Here is an 18,519-nt window from a genome sequence, read left to right as displayed (position 1 = left end):
GATAGATTTTCAACGACCTGCCAGGGGGCACAAGGCAGGCTCTTTCTATGGATGGGGTTGTATCGACAGACAGCAAGGCAACAGACGTGGCCGAGGGTTACCAGACAGGACGAAGGGATACTGTTTATGCCCATAACCCCACGCTCAAATGCAGAAAGGTGGCTAAAAGCCACCTTTGCGGAGAGGACTGACGAGAGCGCCTGATCAGTTGGTCAGTTTAGGGGCTGGCATCCAGGCAAGCATGGCGACATCGGCGTGACTTGTGCGCCATCGTCCGGGCAATGGCTACCCGCCGCGCTTACCGGCAAATCGGTACATTCAGCCAGCGCAGTAAAATACGCGTCGCCTGAGCAACAGTCGCTGCCTGTCGCGACTGCAGCCTTTGCATAATAATGAGTGCAGGTTCGAAAAGAGGATACCGAGTCCATGATGGTAGTACGCCCGATCCAGGCTGAAGACCGCGACGCTCTGCATGAACTGGCCAGAAAGACCGGCCCAGGCTTCACCTCCCTGCAGGACGACGACCAGCAGATCAGCGCCAAGATCGAGAATGGCCTGGCGGCATTCAGTGAGCAAAGCCGCGACGGTGAGGCCAGCTATGTCTTCGTCATGGAAGATCTGTCGCAGGGGAAAGTGGTCGGTATCTGCGGCATCGAGGCTGCGGTGGGCTTGCATGATCCCTGGTACACCTACCATGTCGGCGTTCAGGTTCATGCCTCACGCGAGCTGAATGTCTACACCCGTCATGAAACCCTGACCCTCAATAACAACCACACCGGTTACTCCGAACTCTGCACCCTGTTCCTCGACCCTGAATATCGTCAGGGTAAAAACGGCCATCTGCTGTCCAAATCACGCTTCATGTTCATGGCCGAGCATCCCGAGCGCTTCTATCACAGTGTCATCGCTGAAATGCGCGGTTTCAGTGAAGACGGTGTTTCACCGTTCTGGGAAGGGTTGGGCCGTACTTTCTTCTCGATGGACTTTGCCCAGGCGGATCGGCTGTCAGCCAAGGACAAAGGCTTTATCGCCGAGCTGATGCCCAAACACACCATCTATACCCACCTGTTGCCCAGTGCCGCTCAGGCAGCCATCGGCCAAACCCATGAGCACACTACGCCCGCCCGTCGCCTGCTGGAAAGCGAAGGATTCCGCTACAACAACTATGTGGATATTTTCGATGCAGGCCCGACGCTGGAAGCACGGGTGCAGGACATACGCGCCATCCGCGAAAGTCGTTATGTCAAAGTACAGGTGGGAGAAACCAGTGGCCGTGGCGAGCTGAGTCTGCTGGCCACCCTGTCGCTGGCCGACTTCCGCTGCTGCATGGCCCATACCGATGCGCTCGGTCAGGGCATCATTACTATCAATCAGCAAACTGCCGATGCGCTGGGCGTGAAATCCGGCGCCACGCTACGCACCGTCGGACTGTTTGGCCGCAGTTAACCCCCTTCACGCCCTGAGCCATACGCCATACGCCATAAGGCAGAAGCAGAGGCAAAGGCAGAAACGACAAAAGCAGGTCATCGACCTGCTTTTGTGTTTTTCAGCTGAACCGCCCGTTAGACGCGGTGGTACAACTCCTGCCCCTGCTCGCGGAATTCCTCAGACTTGCTTTGCATGCCTTCCTCCGCCAGTGCATTGATTTCAGCAACCTGCTGATCATCCAGCTCACGCACTTCCTGACTGATCTTCATGGAACAGAACTTGGGTCCGCACATGGAGCAGAAATGCGCCACCTTGGCCGACTCCTTGGGCAGGGTTTCATCGTGGAAAGCCTTGGCGGTATCCGGGTCCAGTGCCAGATTGAACTGATCATCCCAGCGGAACTCAAAACGCGCCTTAGACAACGCATTGTCACGGATTTGTGCTCCCGGGTGCCCTTTGGCCAGATCCGCAGCATGGGCGGCAATCTTGTAGGTGATGATTCCGGTTTTCACGTCGTCCTTGTTGGGCAGACCCAGATGCTCCTTGGGCGTGACATAACACAGCATGGCGCAGCCATACCAGCCGATCATCGCGGCACCGATACCCGAAGTGATATGGTCATAGCCCGGCGCGATGTCGGTGGTCAGCGGGCCAAGGGTATAGAACGGCGCTTCGTCACAGTGCTTCAGCTGCTCGGTCATATTCTCCTGAATCTTGTGCATCGGCACATGGCCAGGCCCTTCAATGATGGTCTGTACATCATGCTTCCAGGCAATCTTGGTCAGTTCACCCAGGGTATGCAGCTCGGCAAACTGTGCCTCGTCATTGGCATCGTAGACCGAGCCGGGGCGCAGGCCGTCCCCCAAAGAGAAGGACACGTCGTAGGCCTTCATGATCTCGCAGATGTCTTCAAAGTGGGTGTAGAGGAAGTTTTCCTTATGATGCGCCAGACACCACTTGGCCATGATGGAACCACCACGGGAAACGATGCCCGTCATCCGTTTGGCGGTCATCGGCACATAACGCAGCAGCACACCGGCATGAATAGTGAAATAGTCCACACCCTGCTCGGCCTGCTCGATCAGGGTGTCGCAGAACAGTTCCCAGGTCAGCTCTTCGGCGATGCCACCGACCTTCTCCAGCGCCTGATAGATCGGCACCGTGCCGATGGGCACCGGGCTGTTACGCAGAATCCACTCGCGGGTTTCATGAATGTGCTTGCCCGTCGACAGATCCATGATGGTATCCGCGCCCCAGCGAATGCCCCAGGTCATTTTTTCCACTTCTTCTTCAATGGAAGAGGTGACCGCCGAGTTGCCGATGTTGCCGTTGATCTTCACCAGGAAGTTGCGACCGATGATCATCGGCTCCAGCTCAGGGTGGTTGATGTTGGCGGGGATAACAGCACGGCCACGGGCCACTTCCTGACGTACAAATTCAGGGGTGATGTCCTGTGGAATATTGGCACCCCAGGAATGACCTGGCGCCTGAGTCTGCAGCAGGCCATTTTCTCTGGCCAGCTGCAGCTTCATGTTTTCACGGATGGCGATGAACTCCATCTCCGGCGTGACGATACCGCGCCGGGCGTAATGCAGCTGCGTAACGTTCTGGCCCGCTCTGGCACGGCGGGGATTGTGCTTCAGCTCGAAACGCAGCGCATCCAGACTGGGATCATTGGCGCGACGACGACCGTATTCGGAAGTCAGGCTGGTCAGCAGCTCCGTATCCTGACGCTCATCAATCCAGGCCGCGCGTAGATGCGGTAAGCCTTTGCGTACGTCGATCTGCACCTGAGGGTCGGTATAGGGGCCAGAAGTGTCATATACCCTCACCGGAGGATTCTCTTCGGCACCAAACTGCGCGGGGGTGGGCGTCAGGGTTATTTCCCGCATGGGCACACGGATGTCTTCCCGCGATCCCTGAATATAGATTTTTTGTGAAGCAGGAAACGGCTGAACGGCCGCATCGTCGACCTTGGCGCGCTGACTCAGATGATGTTCAAGCATGGCTCTGTCCTTTTCTGTTGTTCTCTCGGCCAGATCCTCCGCCCGGCGCAACGGCGCGCGAGGCCCGGATCCTCACGGCAGTGCTAGGGTTGATTGATATAGGTTGATGAACGGCTGGCAGCGTCGTCTGACCACCAGTGATGAAAATGGTGTACCGGGCCCAGCCCACGGCCGATCTGCAGTTGATCTGCCGCGCTCAGGGCATGGTCCAGATAGGCCTTGGCCTGCGCCACGGCACGGGGCAGTGCCAGCCCACGAGCCAGACCTGCTGTGATGGCGGCAGACAGGGTACAACCGGTGCCATGGGTATGACGGGTGGCCACTCGCGGACTGACCAGACGCCAGGATTGAGAGGGCGTGAACAGCCAGTCAACAGCATCGCTGTCACCGGGCAAATGCCCGCCTTTGATCAGCACACCCTGTGCGCCCATGGTCAGCAGACGCTCTCCCAGTCGCTGCATGCCCGCTTCGTCGACCGCTTCGGGCAGGCCGGTCATGGCTGCTGCTTCAGGCAGATTGGGGGTAACCAGTGTGGCAAGCGGCAGCAACAGACGGCAGAGATTGTCTACCGCCTCAGCGGCCAGCAGGGCATGGCCACTTTTGGCAATCATGACCGGATCCACTACCAGAGGTATGACCCGGCCACGCAACTCATCAGCCACCGCGACAATGATGTCAGCCCTTGCCAGCATCCCGGTCTTGCAGGCCGCGATGCGCAAATCATCAAGCACAACCTGCAGCTGCTGCCGGACAAAGTCGGCACTGACGTCAAACAACCCGTGCACGCCCTGAGTATTCTGTGCTGTCAGACCTGAAATGACCGACGCACCGTACACGCCGAGTGCAGAGAACGTCTTCAGGTCAGCCTGAATGCCTGCCCCACCACCTGAATCCGAGCCTGCAATGGTCAGGGCCTGCGCGATGTGATGACGATGCCCCTCCTGCGCGGCAGAAGATATCGGGCTGTCCGAAGTCGAAAGAGAAGAAGTGGTCACCAGGTCTCACCTTGTTGCCTTTCCAGCCGTCGCTGGTAAAGAGGTAGAAGACCCGCGTACAGAACCCAATTGCTGACATCGTCCCCGGGTTTACAACCACCATCAGAACTGGAATGTGCAGCATAGCCTGCCAACCAGTCTGACCGGCAGTTGCAATACTCAGGAGGGAGAACAGGAGCTGGTGCGGGATAAGATATCGGCAGACACCCGGAGTATGGAACTCACTTGCACCAGACTTGCTTGTTTCCTACGCCAGTACGAACTGGATCAGGTTCACGGGTATCATCTCAGCCGTTGTTCACGGCACCCCGACAAGTAACATGACTCGCCCTGCGGCGGTCGCTATAGGGCAGGCAGTGTAAAGAGCTTATTCAGGCAGTTCAAGCCTGAATAAAAAACCATCACTCATCCCACCATACGACACCCCACCTGCAAGATGAGCCGGCAGCCATTACGTCTGATGATGCAAGTCAGCAATTTTGCTCATTGGCAGCGCTGAGCTGCGTCTCCTATAGTGTTCAGTCCGACTTGAAGGCCCATCTGGGAGTCCTGCCCCATGTCTACCTCTTCCTCCCGACTGCCCTGGCTGGTGCTGGCCGCAGGCAGTCTGATTCTGGCGTTGAACCTGGGCATACGGCAGACCATGAGTCTGCTGATCCCCGATATGCTGACCATGCCCACCCTCAGCCTGTCAGCCATGGGTCTGGCCTTTGCCATCCAGAATCTGATCTGGGGTGTGGCGTCGCCACTGGCAGGCATGCTGGCTGATCGCTTCGGGACGGCGCGGGTACTGGCGCTGGGAGCCCTGATCTATGCCGGAGGGCTGGTGCTGACCACCTATGTCACCACCGCCTGGCAACTGAATCTCAATCTGGGTCTGATACTGGGTCTGGGAGTGGGCGCCACGACCTTCCCACTGGTACTCAGTGCCGTGGGTCGCGCCTTCCCGCCGGAGCAGCGCTCACGGGCACTGGGGCTGGCCTCCGCCGGAGGCTCAGTGGGTCAGTTCCTGATGGCGCCCATCATGGACAGCCTGAACCGCCATTTTGGCTGGCAGGAAGCGCTGTTGCTGGTGGCACTGATGGCGCTGCTGATTCTTCCCTGCGCCATGCAGCTGAAGGGCCGTCCGGCACAACCTGCGGCCGGGATGTCACTGCGTCAGGCGGTGCAGCAGGCGGGTGAACACAAAGGGTACTGGCTGCTCAATCTGGGCTTTTTTGTCTGTGGCTTCCATGTTGCCTTTATCGCTACCCATCTGCCGACCTATATCAGCCTCTGCGGCATGTCCAGCCAGGTGTCGGCCAACGGTCTGGCCATGATTGGCCTGTTCAATATCTTTGGCTCACTCACTGCTGGCTTTCTGGGGGCACGCTATCGGCCAAAGTGGCTGCTGTCAGCCATCTATGGGCTGCGCGCACTGGTTATCCTGCTATTCTGGCTGGCGCCGAAAACACCTATTGTCGTACTGATGTTCACAGCGGCCATCGGCTTCCTGTGGCTGTCTACGGTTCCGCTGACCACCGGTACCCTGGCGCAGATATTCGGCTCTACCTACATGGCAACCCTGTTTGGGGTGGTGATGCTGTCGCATCAGATCGGTGCTTTTTTTGGTGCCTGGCTGGGCGGCACGCTGATGGATATGACAGGCAGCTTTGATCTGATGTGGGGAATCTCCATCGCTCTTGGGCTGATGGCCATGGTGATCCATCTGCCCGTGGACGACCGTCCGGTGAGCGCTCGCACTCAGCCCAGCGCCGCCTGACGTCCGGACTGAAGAAACAACAACGCCCCGACCAGCGGGGCGTTGTTGTTACTGAGCATCTGCAGCGCAGAGACAATCAGCGTTAGCGCAGAGTGAGTAGCGTCAGTGCAGAGAGAATAGCGTCAGCGCAGAGAGGGTTAACTCTCTCAGGCTTCGATAATTTCATGGCTGTGGGTAATTTCCACATCGCCATTGCTCAGCATGATCGACACTGAGCAGTATTTCTCTGCTGACAGCGACACCGCGCGTTTGACGTGAGACTCCTTCAGGCCACGGCCGGTGACCACAAAGTGCATATTGATTTTGGTAAACACTGCCGGCACTGCATCAGCACGTTCCGCTGCAATCTCAACGCGGCAGTCAGTCACGTCCTGACGCGATTTCTGCAGCATGGTGACGACATCGATGGATGAGCATCCACCCAGACCTGCCAGAATCAGCTCCATCGGGCGTGCACCCTTGTTTTCTCCACCGATAGAAGGTGCACCATCAATATTGATCTGGTGACCACTATCGGTCTCTGCGACAAAGTGAACCTTACCTTGCCATTTCACCACCGATTTCATTTCGACTCCTAAAAGCACTCAAAGGGTAAAGCGTTGTGCCCCTGGCTCACCGCCAGCACAGCAACAGGCGGTGCCGAGAGCCCGGGGGGGCAATTTCAGATACTGCTCACTGTCAAGGACGCGCTTAAAAGAACAGTGACCGCAGCTGCTCACCTGGTTCCGTTGCCCGCATAAAGGCTTCACCGACCAGGAAGGCATGTACATCATGCTCGCGCATGGCGACCACATCTTCGCGACTATGAATACCGCTCTCGGTAATCACCAGCTTGTCCGCCGGAATCTCTGCCAGCAGGCGATAGGTATTGTCCAGACTGACTTCAAAGGTATGCAGGTTGCGGTTGTTGATACCCAGCAGTGGCGTGCTCAGCTGCAATGCCTGTTCAAGCTCAACCTCGTCGTGCACCTCGACCAGCACATCCATGCCCAGATCACGAGCCTGATCATGCAGATCACGCATCAGACTGAACTCCAGAGCCGCGACAATCAGCAGCACGCAATCCGCGCCAATAGCACGAGCTTCGGTGATGTGGTACGGGTCCATCAGGAAATCCTTGCGAATCACCGGCAGGCTGCAAGCACCACGAGCGGCTTTCAGATAGTCCTCATGACCCTGAAAAAAATCACGGTCGGTCAGCACCGACAGACAGGCGGCGCCACCTTTTTCGTAAGACTGTGCAATGGCCACAGGATCAAAATCAGCACGCAGCAGACCCTTGCTGGGAGAGGCTTTCTTCACCTCGGCAATCACCGCAGGATCGCCCTTGGCAATCCGCGCCTGCATGCTGGCGTGAAAACCACGCGGAGCCGACTGCTCACGGGCCATGGTTTCCAGATCAGCGATGGAGACCGAGCGGCTGCGCTCGGCCACTTCTTCAGCTTTGCGGTTGAGAATGCGGCGCAGGACGGTGGGGGCACAACTACTCATTAATCTTTCTCCTACTGACATCAACCTTGTGCCGGGCCTCGGCCTCAACAGCACAAGGGCACGTCATTATTTCCCTGCCAGGGACTGACTGAATTTTGCTAACTCTTCCAGCTTGGCCAGCGCGGCACCGCTGGCGATCACATCGGTGGCCTTGTCGATACCGGCCTGCAGGCTGTCAACCAGATCGGCGGCATAAATAGCGGCGCCAGCATTAAGACGCACGATATCGGTGGCACTGCCACCCTCGCCTGCCAGCGCAGCTTTCACCAGTGCCAGACTGGCCTGTGGATTATCTACCGCCAGCTCATTCAGCGGACTGCGGGCAATTCCAAACTGCTCCGGGCGAATCTGGTACTCGAACACCTCACCATCGCGCAGTTCAGCGACGAAGGTATCGGAAGCCACGCTGATTTCATCCAGACCATCGGCAGCATGCACCACCAGCACGTGACTGGAACCCAACTGCTTCAGCACTTCAGCCATAGGGCGCAACCAGCGATGGCTGAACACGCCCAACACCTGATTGGGGGTAAGTGCCGGATTGGTCAAGGGGCCGAGCAAATTGAAGATGGTACGCACGCCCATTTCCCGGCGCGGGCCAATGGCATGCTTCATGGCGCTGTGGTGAGCGGGGGCAAACATAAAGCCCACACCCAGTTTGTCGATGCACTCCACCACCTGCTCAGGGCGCAGCGCCAGATTGAGGCCAGCGGCCTCCAGTACGTCGGCACTGCCACTGGAAGAGGAGGCTGCACGGTTACCATGCTTGGCGACCTTGCCACCGGCAGCAGCAACAACAAAAGAACTGGCCGTGGATACGTTGAAGATATGGGCGCCGTCGCCACCGGTACCGCAGGTATCGATCAGGTGCGGCCCTTCAACATGGACCTGAGTGGCCAGACTGCGCATGGTCATGGCGGCACCGGCAATCTCTCCCACCGTTTCCCCTTTCATGCTCAACCCCACCAGGAAGCCACCAATCTGTGCGTGGGTCGCCTCACCGGTCATGATCAGAGCCATCAGCTCCTGCATCTGCTCGGTGGTAAAGTCCTGTTTGTCCATCACCAGACGGATGGCTTGCTGCATATTCATGGCGGGGCCTCTCAACGCTTCAGAAAGTTGGCCAACAGTGCATGGCCCTGTTCAGTCATGATGGACTCGGGATGGAATTGTACCCCCTCGACGTCCAGCTGTTTATGGCGAACACCCATAATTTCTTCCATCTGACCGTCCGGCAGTTCAGTCCAGGCGGTCACCTCCAGACAATCGGGCAAGCTGTGCTTGTCGATCACCAGAGAATGATAACGAGTGCAGCGCAGCGGATTACTGAGCCCGGCAAACACGCCCAGATGGTGATGATGCACCGGTGAGGTCTTGCCATGCATAACCTGACCGGCACGAATGACCTGACCGCCAAACACCTGGCCAATGCTCTGGTGCCCCAGACACACGCCCAGCACAGGAAGACGGCCGGCGAAGTAACGAATGGCTTCGAGGGAGATACCTGCTTCATTAGGGGTACAGGGGCCGGGGGAAATCATCAGCTGGTCTGGTGCCATGGCCTCAATCTCGGCGATGCTGATGGCGTCATTGCGCGCCACCTTCACTTCGGCTCCCAGCTCCCCCAAATACTGCACCAGGTTGTAGGTGAAGGAGTCGTAGTTATCAATCATCAAAATCATGGCAAATCCGACCAGCCAACTCGTTACTGCTTACGATCTACAGCCGTTGCTGTTGAGTATCCACAGTCGTTATTGCTAAGAACGTGTTCACGCTCTGACTATCCACCGTTCACCTCGCCTGTTAACCAGACAGGAACACGACAACGGTTATGTCGATATAACCTGATTCGATATAACTTCAGGTTCGCGAGGCCTTGAAAACAAAGGCCTCAAGGCTATATCAGCACTGCGCGCAGGGCAACACGACATAACGCTAAGGAGGCGCTGACATCAGGCCACCAGCTGATCAATGCGGCTGACCAGTTGATCCGGCTGGCTCAGGCTGATGTCATCACCGTGGTTATAGCCGTAAGGCACCGCGACCACTTTCATACCGGCATTGCGGGCAGCTTCAATATCATGACGGGAATCCCCCACCATCAGGCAGGCGGCAGGCTCCACCTGCAGTCGGCGGGCAGCTTCCAGCAAGGGGGCAGGATCAGGCTTGCGTTGTGGCAGGGTATCGCCGCCAATAATCACGCTAAAGCAGTCAGCGATGCCCAGTTGTTCCAGCAACGGCAGAGTGAAGCGCTCAGGTTTGTTGGTAACGACGGCCAGTCGCAGCCCCTGTTGCTGCAGCGCTCGCAGGCCGACAGCAACGCCCTCATAGAGGCGGCTGAACTGGCCATTGCTGGCATCGTAGCTGCTCTGGAACAGCGGCAGCGCCTCATCAAAACGCTGCAATGCGGGGTGATCAGGAGCAAAGTGAATATCGCCGGTGAGGGCGCGCTGGATCAGATTGACCATGCCATTACCCACCCAATTGCGTACCTGACTCTCACCCGCCTCAGGCAGTTGCAACTGACGCAGCATGCCGTCCACGGCCGCCGCCAGATCAGGTACTGAGTCTACCAGCGTGCCATCGAGATCAAACAGAACCGCACGGCAGGCAGTGACCGGAAACAACTGGGCAATCATGATCCTTGATCCTCACACCTCGGCAACGACGCCACGACCGCAGGTGCTGACGGCACGTGGCTGACAGGTAAGCATCCAGCTCAGGCAATGCTGCCTTCTGCACAGCGTAATCACCACCGTGCAGCGCAATCACAGCAGCATTGAATTGTTCGCAGGGCGTCAGGGTCTATTCACCGTTATCTGCGCCGACGCCCGGCAGACCATGGACAGGGATTCGGTTACACGGCTTGCTGTTTGGCCAGCTCCAGACGCATGGCATCAATAGTGGCCTTGTAATCAGGGCTATTGAAGATGGCTGAACCGGCAACAAAGGTATCCGCTCCTGCCGCGGCAATCTCGCCGATGTTGGCCACGCCTACACCGCCATCAATTTCCAGACGGATGGGCAGCCCTGATGCATCAATCAGCTGGCGTGCCTGACGCAGCTTACTGAGGGTACCGGGAATGAATTTCTGCCCGCCAAAGCCCGGGTTGACCGACATCAGCAGGATCATGTCGACCTTATCCAGCACATGTTCAAGCACATGCAGAGGCGTGGCCGGGTTGAACACCAGACCTGATTTGCAGCCACCATCGCGGATCAGCTGCAGGGAGCGGTCGATATGCTCGGAGGCTTCAGGGTGGAAAGTGATATAGGTAGCGCCCGCTTCGATAAAGTCGCCGATGATGCGATCAACCGGCTTCACCATCAGATGCGCATCGATGGGCGCGGTGATGCCATAGTTGCGCAAAGCCTTGCACACCATGGGTCCGATGGTAAGGTTAGGCACGTAGTGGTTGTCCATCACGTCGAAGTGAACGATATCCGCTCCCGCAGCCAGTACAGCATCCACTTCTTCCCCCAGACGGGCAAAATCAGCAGAGAGAATCGATGGCGCAATCAGGTAGTCAGTCATGGTAAGGCGTTCCACTCTTTCTCAGACTCGTTGGCAAAAATCAGATGTTCGGCGCCTGGCCGGTAATACCTCAGACTCCGGTCGCACTTGCGCTGCGCTCAACACCCAACCGACCGCCACGGTAGAGGTGGAGGCTGGTCTACGCGCCGAACGCCATGCCCGCAACACAACTCCGGCAATGCTGCCGGCAGCCTGGCTGAACAGGGCGTCATTGTACGTCAAAAGCCTGGGGGGTGCAGGCGCAATCCTGCTTTCTCTGGTGTTAGGGTCCGCACTGGTCAGAGCTGAATCGGCAGGCACACCGGCTAGCGATCCCGCCAGCACCACGCCGCCTGCAATAGATGCCAATGGTCAGAGTGGCGGGAGTGCTCCTGCTGCCGATCAGGCTCCTGCTCAGCGGGTGATGCTGGACCCGGTGACGGAACAGATCGCCGCGCTGGCCAAGCAGGAGCATCCTCCCACGCAGGTGCTGACCCTCGGTGAAGCGCCGGATCAGTATCTAGGTCTGTTTGTTGCTCACAACACGGCCCTGCTGTCGGGCGGAATCATTGTCGTGCCTGATGACGGCACCCATCCTGACTGGCCCGGCCCGATTCACACCCTGCGTCTGCGCTTACCCGATTACGGCTGGGACAGCCTCAGTATTGCCATCCCGCCGGTGCCTGACATGGTGATTCCGGAACGCACCATGCCCGTCCTGAGCACAGTCGATGAGCTGAAAAAGCAGGCCGAACAGAGCCAGGCAGGTCAGGCTACACCGGCAGAATCCAAACCGGCTGAACAGCCAGCGGCCGCGACGCCACTGCCCGAGCAGGCGGCACCTGCGGCCCCCGCAGCGCCAGCGGTAACGGAAGAAAAGCCCAAGCCGAACTATGTTGAAGTGATCAATCAGCGTATCCAGAAAGCAGAGGACTATCTGCGCGCCCAGGGGGCAGAAAAGATTGTTGTCGTGGGCATCGGCACCGGGGCTGCACAGGCCGCCCGCTATCTGGCCGGGAAGGGAGATAACCAGTCTACGCTGGTGATGATCGATGTGCGTGATCCGGGCGAGACCGACAAGATCGATATCATGGCTACGCTGGCCGGGCTGGACGCCCCTGTGCTCGATCTCTATCACGGGGATCGCAATAACCTGCAAGCCAAGATGCGCCGCGACAATGCCCGTCGCTACGGCAAACTGGCCTTCGAGCAGATTCGCCTGCAACCGCGCCCTGGCAATCCGGCGGAAGACTGGGAGTTTCTGGTACAGCGGGTCAGAGGCTGGCTGAAAACCCGTCAGCAGGAGCAACCTGTCGATCCGCGCCCCAGACAGGCCAGCTGAAGCCCGCCTAGCGGGCTTCTCGTCACCTTTTTTTGATCAGGGTGCAGTAAAACTACTGAAGCTGGCAGGCAACAACTCAGCCATGGTCCATACCTGAATGGCATCGCTGTCACAGGTAGCAATCACTTCACGCTCTTCGGGGAAGAACTCCACCATGACCTGTCGGCAGGCACCGCAGGGTGAATAGAGCGTATCGCCCGGCATATAAATCAGCATGGAGACAAACTCAGCGTGGGCATGTCCCTGGGCAATGGCACTGAAAATCGCCGTACGCTCGGCACAGTTACCCAGGCCGTAGGAGATATTCTCCACATTGCAGCCCGGCACGATCTGGCCATCTGCCAGCAACAACGCCGCCCCGACAGGAAAGTGACTGTAGGGAATATAGGCCCGGCTGGCAGCCGCCTTGGCTACGGCCTTCATCTGTGCCAGCAACTGGGGATCGGTGGAAGGCTTCATTGGCACTCCTATAGCTTGATTGGCAATCCTGACGGACTGTCATGCTTAATTTATAGCAGCCAGCACAGGCTGGCGGGTCAGCCAGATTAACCAAGGTGCCGCGCAGCACCAAGCACTTTTTGACCATGCGGTCAGCAAACACCTTCAGCTCAGCATCCATCGCAGTTTGACCATGCAGCCGGACAGCAAATCCGCTACCCTGAATGCCCTGTTTAACACCGTTCAGAATGTATTCACCCTTTCGCGAGCCAGCAGGCCGCTGAAAAACCTGAGTACATTCCTGATCCTGGTTCTATCGAGGTCTGCCAATGGCTATCTGGGTTGACGCCGACGCCTGCCCCAATGTCATCAAGGAAATCCTGTTTCGTGCCGCTGAGCGCAAGCAGGTGCAAACTACACTGGTTGCCAACCAGCCTCTGCGTGTTCCCGGTTCGCGCTTTATTCGAGCCATTCAGGTCGCCGCTGGGTTTGACGTTGCCGACCATGAAATTGTCCAGCGAGTGGAAAAAGGCGATCTGGTGATTACCGCTGACCTGCCCCTGGCGGCAGAAGTCATTGATAAGGGGGCACTGGCACTCAACCCCCGCGGCGAGTTGTATACCAAAGAAAATGTCCGCGCCCGGGTGAATATGCGTGACTTTATGGAAACCCTGCGCTCCAGCGGTATCCACACTGGCGGGCCAGCAACGCTGAATGCCAACGACCGTCAGCAGTTTGCCAATGCGCTGGATCGTTATCTGGCACAACAGGTCAAGTAAGCAGCGGGTAATACCGCTGCCACATTGCGCAGCGGACCTTTTCCACTCCCAACGTTTTGTGCCGAGCTGTTGCATCAGCTTGAGCCGTCTATACTTGCTCCCCATCTAATACTCACCTGCGGTTGTGTCGGTCAGCCTGTTAACAGAGCCGACACACGTCAGCAAAGGCTGTCCGTATATGGCAGCGTCTTTTTCGACAACGCCGGTGAGTAGTAGTACCGCTGGATTCGGTCGCCCGAGTAGTACAAGGATGCGCCGTCCGCTCAGGAGCCCTGCATGAGAGCAACTCCTCCGACCTACTCACTGCAAGCTGTGCAAGGAGCAATGTTATGTCTAGACGTCCGACGCTGTTGGCTTTGACACTGGGAATCATGGCCACCGGCATCACCACCGCTTACGCTGCAGAAAGCAGCAGTACCTGTGACCTGAAATGCCAGATGACGGAGCTGCCAGCCAAGGCAGAGACACGCACAACGGTAACTACCGGGCAGCAAACCCTGACACCCGAGCAACAGGCTGCCAAGCAGGTCGCCGAAAGCCCCCGTTATCGTGCGTTTGTTCCGAGTACCTATAACGGCAGCGTGTCCTTCCCTCTGGTAGTGGTGCTGCACCCGAGCGGTGCCGATGAGAATGCGCCGTTCATGGCCAGACAACTGGCAGAACTGGCAGAGAAGAAAGGCTATATCGTGGTCGCCCCTCTGGGCTATGACAGTACCGCGGGCTACGGCAGCACCTATCCCATCGTGCAGACCTTCGCCGCCAAAGACGGCATGAGTGGCATCACCATTCCCAACCCGCAAAGCAATTACCTCAGCGAAGTGGCCGTCATGAGCACCCTCGCCAAGGTCAAGCGCGAAATGAACATTGATGCCTCACGGGTCTATCTGATGGGCTATGGCATGGGCAGCATCGGCGCCCAGCATCTGGCCGCCAAATATCCCGGTGAATGGGCCGCCATCGCCCCTGCCAGCGGCGCGGTCACTGCCGCCAGCTATCCTTTCAGCGCCCTTGCAGCCAACCACGTGGCAGCCCTCTACATTCAGGGCGAAAAGGACCGTTATACCCCCGCCAATGCGGTTGAGGATCTGTACAACCAGGCCCGCCGTGCCGGAGTCGATGCGCGGCTGATCAAGGTACCCAATGCCGACAATACCAATGCCTGGGTCGGCGCCCTGCCTCAGACCTTCGACTTCTTCAGCAACCACCGCAAATACTGAGTACGGCTGTAGCAGATCACAGCAACCGGGGGCCACGACCAATGCCGTGGCCCTCGTGCTGGCTATCGCTTGAGAATAGACCCCAATACACCGCGAATAATCTGCCGCCCCAGCTGGCTGCCCACGGCCCGGGCAATACTTTTCATGAACGACTCAGCAACTGACTCACGTTGCCGTCCGGCACTGCGCCCTGCGGTGCTCGTCGGGGCTGTCGTGGCGTGCTGCGCTGCCTGCTGGTGCATCCTCTGCTGCAGGATTTCATGGGCGGAATGAGGGTCAACGGGCGTTTCGTATTTTCCGGCCAGCGCATCAAGCGCATTCAGTTGCTTACGCGTGCCGTCGTCCAGCGGTCCAATCTGTGTCGCCGGTGGGGCAATCAGGGTACGCTGCACCATGCCCGGCACACCGTCATGCTCCAGCACCGACACCAGTGCCTCGCCCACCCCCAGCTCGGTGATGACCGTTTCCGTATCCAGCGCCGGATTACTGCGAAAGGTCTGCGCCGCCACACGCACGGCTTTCTGATCCTTGGGGGTGTAGGCACGCAATGCATGCTGAATGCGATTGCCCAGCTGCCCCAGAATTACATCGGGGATATCCGCGGGGCTCTGGCTGATGAAATAGATGCCGACGCCCTTGGAGCGAATCAGTCTGACGACCTGCTCCACCTTTTCAACAAAGGCTCTGGGAGCACCGTTGAACAGCAGATGGGCCTCATCGAAAAAGAATACAAACCGGGGCTTGGGCTGATCTCCCACCTCCGGCAGATTCTCGAACAGCTCCGACAGCAGCCACAGCAGAAAGGTGGAGTAAATGCGTGGTGTCTGGATCAGCTTCTCCGCCGCCAGCACATTGACGATACCCTGACCGTTGTCATCACAGCGAATCAAATCCTCAATCTGCAGTGCCGGTTCACCAAAAAACTGCTCTGCCCCCTCTCTTTCCAGCAGTAATAATCGACGCAGAATGGCACTGACCGTGGATTTGGCAATGCGGGTATAGCCCTGATCAGCGGTGGGATTATGTTCGGCCAGATAGTTGAGGGTGGTTTTCAGGTCATTGAGGTCCAGCATCAACATGCCTTCGTCATCGGCATATTCAAAGGCCTGCGTCAGCACCCCTTCCTGAGTGTCATTCAGCTCCAGCAACCGGGCCAGTAACTGCGGTCCCAGCTCAGACAGGCTGACCCGCACCGGAAAGCCCTTCTCCCCAAGAACGTCCCAGAATACCGCCGGGCACTCGGCAAACTGAAAGTCCTGCAGGCCCAGCTTGGTTACCCGCTCCGCCACCTTGGGGTGAGGCTTGCCAGGAGCCGCTATACCGGACAGATCCCCTTTCACATCGGCGACGAATACCGGGACTCCGAGGCGGGAAAAGCGTTCGGCGAGCCCCTGGATAGTGACGGTTTTGCCTGTTCCCGTCGCACCGGCGACCAGACCATGTCGGTTGGCATAACGAGGATTCAACTGAATGACGGGCAGGGTTTCCTGAGCCATACCGCTGCTCAGACCTCCGCCGATTAAGATACCTTGCTCCTGCATGGCATACCTCTGGACTGACAGTTGATATTGGCCCAATGCTGCCTCAAGGAAGTGATGAGCACCAGCTGTGATTTGTCTCACCAGAATGCTGCAGGTATCCTGCTGGGCAAATTGACATCCGCCTTTTAATCAAGAGGACAACACCATGCCCGTAGCAAGCGCCCGCCATATTCTGGTCAAAAGCAAGGAAGAAGCCGAACAGCTGAAAGATCGTATCGCCAAGGGTGAAGACTTTGCCGCACTGGCCAAAAAGCACTCGCTGTGTCCATCAGGCAAGCAAGGTGGTGATCTGGGCGAATTCCGCCCCGGTATGATGGTCAAGCCTTTCGATGATGTTGTCTTCAAAGAAGCGGTACTGGAAGTGCACGGCCCGGTCAAAACCCAGTTTGGCTTCCATCTGGTGCAGACCCTGTATCGTCGTTGATTGTCAGACCCAAAACGTACTTCTGCTCTGCCTAGCGGTAACACGGCAAGGCAGAAATGAAAAAGGCGGGATCACTCCCGCCTTTGTGTTTCTCCCGCCCTGTCAGGCAGGTATCACTGATCAGTAAGCCATTTCCTGCGGCCAGACCTGCCAGGCAACGATGGCAATGCCCACCGCCAGCACCACCACGGCAACACCGGGACGACGCAGCTGTGATGCAGCCAGCAACGGCATGATCAGGCTGGCGGTGATGGCCAGAGCAGGCACCTCGACAAAGAGGTGCGCATAGGCCCCCAGCACACACAGAAAGGTCACGACCACGGCTGTCATATCACCACTCAGCTGTGGACGCTGCCCACGCAGAATCGGGATAAAGCACAGCGATGTCAGCACAGCCGTCAGGGCACCGATCAGCTGGCCCACCAGTACCGAGCCACCTAGTGCGGTGGACACCGCCAGCAGGGAACCAGACATAAACAGACCCAGTTCAACCCAGCGCTGCCCCGCAACCTTCTGCCAGCCCAGTTGCAGCAACAGTGTCAGACCGCCAGCCAGCACCAGCCAGGACAGCACTTCCTGCAGAGGCATACGCTTCCACAGGCTGAGCGCCACCACGGCCATCATGATGATCGCAGCCAGGGTTTGCACCAGTGGTTGCAGACGACGCAGCAGCAAGGCCAGCAGCGGCAGCAGACTCATCCAGAACAGCCAGTCCAGTGCCTGACGCGGCATCAGACTGAAGCTCGAATGCAAACCGGCAATGCCCATCATGACACCGGCGCTGACCGCCAACGGTTGCCAGCGGGGACGCCAGAACCACAGCAGAATACCTATCGGTAGTGCCACCAGTACCGGCCAGACCAGAACTGGCAGCAGCATGGTGATAATTGAAGGTGACTCACCGTACATGGACTATCCCCGTCTGAAATGAGATTAGAAAGGGATTACTTGCGTACGCCTTCGATACGTACGGTGATGTCGGTTTCGTCGGTTACACCGGGAATGAAGTTGGTGATACCAAATTCAGAGCGCTTGATCTGGGTGGTGGCCACGAAACCGGCACGGTAACCACCCCAGGGATCTTTGCCTTCGCCCACTTTGTGCAGGGTGAAAGTGATGGGCTTGGTAACGCCGTGCAGAGTCATGTCGCCGGTCAGCTCGCCACCGTTGGCATCCCCTTTGTAAGCAGTGCTTTTGAAGGTCAGCTCGGGGAACTGTTTCACATCCAGGAAGTCCGGGCTGGACAGGTGCTTGTCACGGGGCTCGTAGTTGGTGTCGATGCTGGTGGTATCGATAACCAGGCTGACTTTGGAGGTATCAAGCTTGTCAGCGTCGTAGCTGAAGTCACCACTGAACTTGCGGAACTGGCCCAGTGTCTGGCTGACGCCCAGGTGACCAATCACAAAGGAAACGCTGGAGTGCGCGGGGTCGACGTTGTAGTCAGCAGCGAAGGCACCGGCAGCGAAGGCGGTGGTCAGGGCAAACACAGAGGCTTTCAGAACAGATTTCATATTGACTCCTGGAGTGATCCATCAGACTTGGTTCAGGCAAGCAGTTTGTTTCACGGCACCACTTGCTGAGT

Annotated in this window: 18 protein-coding genes and 1 riboswitch; of the genes, 6 read left to right on the top strand and 12 right to left on the bottom strand. The window is 57.9% G+C overall.

Going from position 1 to position 18,519, the window contains the following annotated elements:
- Positions 1–426: 426 nt before the first annotated feature.
- Positions 427–1,446: an arginine N-succinyltransferase gene (gene astA, locus WH50_RS15965; RefSeq protein ID WP_110188192.1), complete on the top strand. Its 1,020-nt coding sequence runs from the start codon at positions 427–429 to the stop codon at positions 1,444–1,446.
- 116 nt (positions 1,447–1,562) lie between these two features.
- Here the strand turns inward: astA and thiC are convergent, their stop codons facing one another.
- A complete protein-coding gene (thiC, locus tag WH50_RS15960) occupies positions 1,563–3,434 on the bottom strand; it encodes a phosphomethylpyrimidine synthase ThiC (RefSeq protein ID WP_110188191.1) in 1,872 nt (623 codons plus the stop codon).
- 83 nt (positions 3,435–3,517) lie between these two features.
- On the bottom strand, positions 3,518–4,429 hold the full coding sequence (thiD, locus tag WH50_RS15955) for a bifunctional hydroxymethylpyrimidine kinase/phosphomethylpyrimidine kinase (protein ID WP_279305941.1): 912 nt from the start codon (positions 4,427–4,429) through the stop codon (positions 3,518–3,520).
- Positions 4,430–4,656: 227 nt separating this feature from the next.
- A riboswitch (TPP riboswitch) is annotated at positions 4,657–4,750 on the bottom strand.
- A 235-nt stretch (positions 4,751–4,985) separates the two neighbouring features.
- Here thiD and WH50_RS15950 point away from each other — a divergent pair.
- Complete coding sequence (locus WH50_RS15950) at positions 4,986–6,191, top strand: MFS transporter (protein ID WP_110188190.1); 1,206 nt, start codon at positions 4,986–4,988, stop codon at positions 6,189–6,191.
- Between the two features lie 146 nt (positions 6,192–6,337).
- On the opposite strand, the gene WH50_RS15945 is transcribed toward WH50_RS15950, so the two are convergent.
- The 6 genes from WH50_RS15945 to rpe form a co-directional block, all read right to left on the bottom strand.
- Positions 6,338–6,757 (bottom strand): OsmC family protein, encoded by a 420-nt coding sequence (locus tag WH50_RS15945; protein ID WP_110188189.1) that lies wholly within the window; start codon positions 6,755–6,757, stop codon positions 6,338–6,340.
- A 124-nt stretch (positions 6,758–6,881) separates the two neighbouring features.
- Positions 6,882–7,682, bottom strand: a complete 801-nt coding sequence (trpC, locus tag WH50_RS15940) for an indole-3-glycerol phosphate synthase TrpC (protein WP_110188188.1) — start codon at positions 7,680–7,682, stop codon at positions 6,882–6,884.
- Positions 7,683–7,748: 66 nt separating this feature from the next.
- On the bottom strand, positions 7,749–8,774 hold the full coding sequence (gene trpD, locus WH50_RS15935) for an anthranilate phosphoribosyltransferase (RefSeq protein ID WP_104151905.1): 1,026 nt from the start codon (positions 8,772–8,774) through the stop codon (positions 7,749–7,751).
- A gap of 11 nt (positions 8,775–8,785) precedes the next feature.
- Positions 8,786–9,364, bottom strand: coding sequence for an anthranilate synthase component II (locus WH50_RS15930; RefSeq protein WP_104151906.1), 579 nt, complete (start codon positions 9,362–9,364; stop codon positions 8,786–8,788).
- A gap of 270 nt (positions 9,365–9,634) precedes the next feature.
- Positions 9,635–10,321 (bottom strand): phosphoglycolate phosphatase, encoded by a 687-nt coding sequence (locus WH50_RS15925; protein ID WP_104151907.1) that lies wholly within the window; start codon positions 10,319–10,321, stop codon positions 9,635–9,637.
- 218 nt (positions 10,322–10,539) lie between these two features.
- Positions 10,540–11,217, bottom strand: a complete 678-nt coding sequence (gene rpe, locus WH50_RS15920) for a ribulose-phosphate 3-epimerase (protein ID WP_104151908.1) — start codon at positions 11,215–11,217, stop codon at positions 10,540–10,542.
- Between rpe and WH50_RS15915 the strand changes: the two genes are divergently transcribed.
- Positions 11,216–12,538, top strand: coding sequence for a DUF3530 family protein (locus WH50_RS15915; protein WP_110188187.1), 1,323 nt, complete (start codon positions 11,216–11,218; stop codon positions 12,536–12,538). The genes rpe and WH50_RS15915 overlap by 2 nt on opposite strands.
- Positions 12,539–12,574: 36 nt before the next feature.
- On the opposite strand, the gene WH50_RS15910 is transcribed toward WH50_RS15915, so the two are convergent.
- Positions 12,575–12,997: a cytidine deaminase gene (locus tag WH50_RS15910; protein WP_110188186.1), complete on the bottom strand. Its 423-nt coding sequence runs from the start codon at positions 12,995–12,997 to the stop codon at positions 12,575–12,577.
- 308 nt (positions 12,998–13,305) lie between these two features.
- Here WH50_RS15910 and WH50_RS15905 point away from each other — a divergent pair, with 308 nt between their 5' ends.
- On the top strand, positions 13,306–13,755 hold the full coding sequence (locus tag WH50_RS15905; RefSeq protein ID WP_104151911.1) for a YaiI/YqxD family protein: 450 nt from the start codon (positions 13,306–13,308) through the stop codon (positions 13,753–13,755).
- A 329-nt stretch (positions 13,756–14,084) separates the two neighbouring features.
- The gene (locus tag WH50_RS15900) at positions 14,085–14,972 is read left to right on the top strand and encodes a carboxylesterase family protein (protein WP_110188185.1); all 888 of its coding nucleotides are present in this window, start codon (positions 14,085–14,087) and stop codon (positions 14,970–14,972) included.
- 62 nt (positions 14,973–15,034) lie between these two features.
- On the opposite strand, the gene WH50_RS15895 is transcribed toward WH50_RS15900, so the two are convergent.
- Positions 15,035–16,513, bottom strand: a complete 1,479-nt coding sequence (locus WH50_RS15895; protein WP_207780340.1) for a helicase HerA-like domain-containing protein — start codon at positions 16,511–16,513, stop codon at positions 15,035–15,037.
- Positions 16,514–16,658: 145 nt separating this feature from the next.
- On the opposite strand from WH50_RS15895, the gene WH50_RS15890 reads away from it, so the two are divergent.
- Entirely contained in the window at positions 16,659–16,937 is a 279-nt protein-coding gene (locus WH50_RS15890; RefSeq protein WP_104151913.1) for a peptidylprolyl isomerase, read from the top strand.
- 120 nt (positions 16,938–17,057) lie between these two features.
- Here WH50_RS15890 and WH50_RS15885 read toward each other — a convergent pair whose 3' ends face one another.
- Complete coding sequence (locus WH50_RS15885) at positions 17,058–17,846, bottom strand: hypothetical protein (protein ID WP_110188184.1); 789 nt, start codon at positions 17,844–17,846, stop codon at positions 17,058–17,060.
- A gap of 35 nt (positions 17,847–17,881) precedes the next feature.
- Positions 17,882–18,448 (bottom strand): YceI family protein, encoded by a 567-nt coding sequence (locus WH50_RS15880; protein WP_110188183.1) that lies wholly within the window; start codon positions 18,446–18,448, stop codon positions 17,882–17,884.
- Positions 18,449–18,519: the final 71 nt, after the last annotated feature.

It is taken from the genome of Pokkaliibacter plantistimulans (assembly GCF_003194385.1).
GTDB classification, from domain to species: Bacteria; Pseudomonadota; Gammaproteobacteria; order Pseudomonadales; family Balneatricaceae; genus Pokkaliibacter; species Pokkaliibacter plantistimulans.
This window is presented reverse-complemented; position numbering and strand designations above follow the sequence as displayed.

Bases quoted from the DNA above. Each gene is read 5' to 3' on its own strand.
- WH50_RS15885 (WP_110188184.1), bottom strand. From the start codon at position 17,846: ATGTACGGTGAGTCACCTTCAATTATCACCATGCTGCTGCCAGTTCTG.
- WH50_RS15910 (WP_110188186.1), bottom strand. From the start codon at position 12,997: ATGAAGCCTTCCACCGATCCCCAGTTGCTGGCACAGATGAAGGCCGTA.
- WH50_RS15880 (WP_110188183.1), bottom strand. From the start codon at position 18,448: ATGAAATCTGTTCTGAAAGCCTCTGTGTTTGCCCTGACCACCGCCTTC.
- WH50_RS15905 (WP_104151911.1), top strand. From the start codon at position 13,306: ATGGCTATCTGGGTTGACGCCGACGCCTGCCCCAATGTCATCAAGGAA.
- WH50_RS15890 (WP_104151913.1), top strand. From the start codon at position 16,659: ATGCCCGTAGCAAGCGCCCGCCATATTCTGGTCAAAAGCAAGGAAGAA.
- rpe (WP_104151908.1), bottom strand. From the start codon at position 11,217: ATGACTGACTACCTGATTGCGCCATCGATTCTCTCTGCTGATTTTGCC.
- WH50_RS15950 (WP_110188190.1), top strand. From the start codon at position 4,986: ATGTCTACCTCTTCCTCCCGACTGCCCTGGCTGGTGCTGGCCGCAGGC.
- trpD (WP_104151905.1), bottom strand. From the start codon at position 8,774: ATGAATATGCAGCAAGCCATCCGTCTGGTGATGGACAAACAGGACTTT.
- WH50_RS15895 (WP_207780340.1), bottom strand. From the start codon at position 16,513: ATGCAGGAGCAAGGTATCTTAATCGGCGGAGGTCTGAGCAGCGGTATG.
- WH50_RS15900 (WP_110188185.1), top strand. From the start codon at position 14,085: ATGTCTAGACGTCCGACGCTGTTGGCTTTGACACTGGGAATCATGGCC.
- WH50_RS15945 (WP_110188189.1), bottom strand. From the start codon at position 6,757: ATGAAATCGGTGGTGAAATGGCAAGGTAAGGTTCACTTTGTCGCAGAG.
- thiC (WP_110188191.1), bottom strand. From the start codon at position 3,434: ATGCTTGAACATCATCTGAGTCAGCGCGCCAAGGTCGACGATGCGGCC.
- WH50_RS15925 (WP_104151907.1), bottom strand. From the start codon at position 10,321: ATGATTGCCCAGTTGTTTCCGGTCACTGCCTGCCGTGCGGTTCTGTTT.
- trpC (WP_110188188.1), bottom strand. From the start codon at position 7,682: ATGAGTAGTTGTGCCCCCACCGTCCTGCGCCGCATTCTCAACCGCAAA.
- astA (WP_110188192.1), top strand. From the start codon at position 427: ATGATGGTAGTACGCCCGATCCAGGCTGAAGACCGCGACGCTCTGCAT.
- WH50_RS15915 (WP_110188187.1), top strand. From the start codon at position 11,216: ATGGTAAGGCGTTCCACTCTTTCTCAGACTCGTTGGCAAAAATCAGAT.
- WH50_RS15930 (WP_104151906.1), bottom strand. From the start codon at position 9,364: ATGATTTTGATGATTGATAACTACGACTCCTTCACCTACAACCTGGTG.